Source organism: Lentilactobacillus dabitei (genome assembly GCF_019061365.1).
GTDB lineage: Bacteria > Bacillota > Bacilli > Lactobacillales > Lactobacillaceae > Lentilactobacillus > Lentilactobacillus dabitei.
On sequence record NZ_JAHPPD010000163.1, the window covers coordinates 1 to 1610 of the forward strand.

Below are 1610 nucleotides of genomic sequence, written 5' to 3' on the forward strand. Positions count from 1 at the left end.
ATCACCTCATACTTAATTAATAATTCTATGGTACTCAAAAAGACGTCTACGAAGTAGACGTCCAGTTATTTAGTGCTTACAGTTATTTTCCCAGTTGCTCTCTTATAAATAATTGCCTGGTCATAAACACACAGTACGCGAGCGAAATCCCCCAAGCCAATGGGTTTGAATAGCAGATTGCCGTGAAGCCGGCAGCGCCCATTGCGAAGAAACTCCCTAACGAGCGACCAAGCAGTTCGCCAAAGCCGGAAATAATGGCGTAAAGACTATGCCCCCATCCCTGCAAAGTATTTCTGAAGATCATGAGTAAGCCATGAACTGGGAAGAAGAATGAAATAATTGTCAGGTATTCAACGGCACTCCTGGTGGTGGCAGGGACACCACTGCCAAGAACCATCGTGACGAGAAAAGTTTTTGATAAGTTCACGATGGCAAATGCGCCAAGCGAGTATCCGACTTGGATTAAGATACCATTGGTAATTCCCTGCCTGATTCGGGTACCGTTTTTAGCCCCAAAGTTTTGAGCTTGATAAGTGGCCATGGCGGCGCCAACACTTTCCATCGGCAGGGTGAACAACTGGCGGATTTTGTCAGCGGCAGATTGAGCGGCAACCATGCTCGAACCCAGCAGGTTAATGGCATCCTGCATGATGATCGCGCCAATTGCGGAAACACAGTATTCAAACCCCATGGGAATTCCAACGGCAACCATTCGTCTAATATGAGCCAAGCTAAATTGCCAGTTGTTCTTTACGAGCTTTAATTTTGAGTTACCAACGAAGAAGAGGCCAATATTGAGTAAGCCACCGACAAACTCACTAATTACGGTTGCCCAAGCGGCACCGGCAATCCCCATATGAAATTCAAGGATGAAGATCAAATCGAGAATCACATTTAAGATTAGTGAAACGATTAGAAAATGCAATGGGTGAATGGAATCACCAAACGCTCTGAGCGCTGCCGCTGAATAATTGTACAGAATATTGGCAGGAATGCCGGCAAATGAAATGATTGTAAACACCCATGTCATCTCTATAATGTTGCTTGGTGTATTTAACAATTTTAGCAAGGGCGCTGCGAAGATGATCATTAATGGGGTCAAAATTAGAGCGACGATCGCACTCAGCCAAACACCATTGGTGAAGTAGCGCTTAGTAGCCAAATCATCGTGGGCCCCAATACTTTGAGAAAGGGGGATGCTATAGCCAATCGAGCTGCCCTGAATAAAGCCGATTATCAGAAAACTTAACGGGTAGTATGCCCCCACGGCCGCCACGGCATCAACGCCGATCAAACGGCCAACAATCAAGGTGTCGATGAAGTTATAGAGTTGTTGAAACAGCGAGCCACCGACTAGGGGTAATGAAAACACGATTAGCCTGGTTAAGGGATTTCCTTGCGTTAGATCTTGTTTGTTCATAGCGCCAACAAACCTTTCAAATTGATTAGGTTGGTTAATATATAGTTAGTGAGACTGGGAATAGGCTTTTAGATCCCAGAATTTAACGGAAAAATGCGATCAATCCCGGTTTGAAGTGAACCCCAATAGTTGGAGATAATATTTAATAATTTTTAGGCACATAACTGGTCGTTGTGAATCCGGTATTCAA

At 44.5% G+C, this 1610-nt stretch carries 1 protein-coding gene; it reads right to left on the minus strand.

Features of this window, described 5'->3' with window-relative positions:
* Positions 1-82: 82 nt before the first annotated feature.
* Complete coding sequence (locus tag KTE19_RS13560; RefSeq protein ID WP_217342507.1) at positions 83-1420, minus strand: MATE family efflux transporter; 1338 nt, start codon at positions 1418-1420, stop codon at positions 83-85.
* Positions 1421-1610 lie beyond the last annotated feature (190 nt).

Coding starts and splice junctions, on each gene's coding strand:
- KTE19_RS13560 (WP_217342507.1), bottom strand. CDS start 1,420: ATGAACAAACAAGATCTAACGCAAGGAAATCCCTTAACCAGGCTAATC.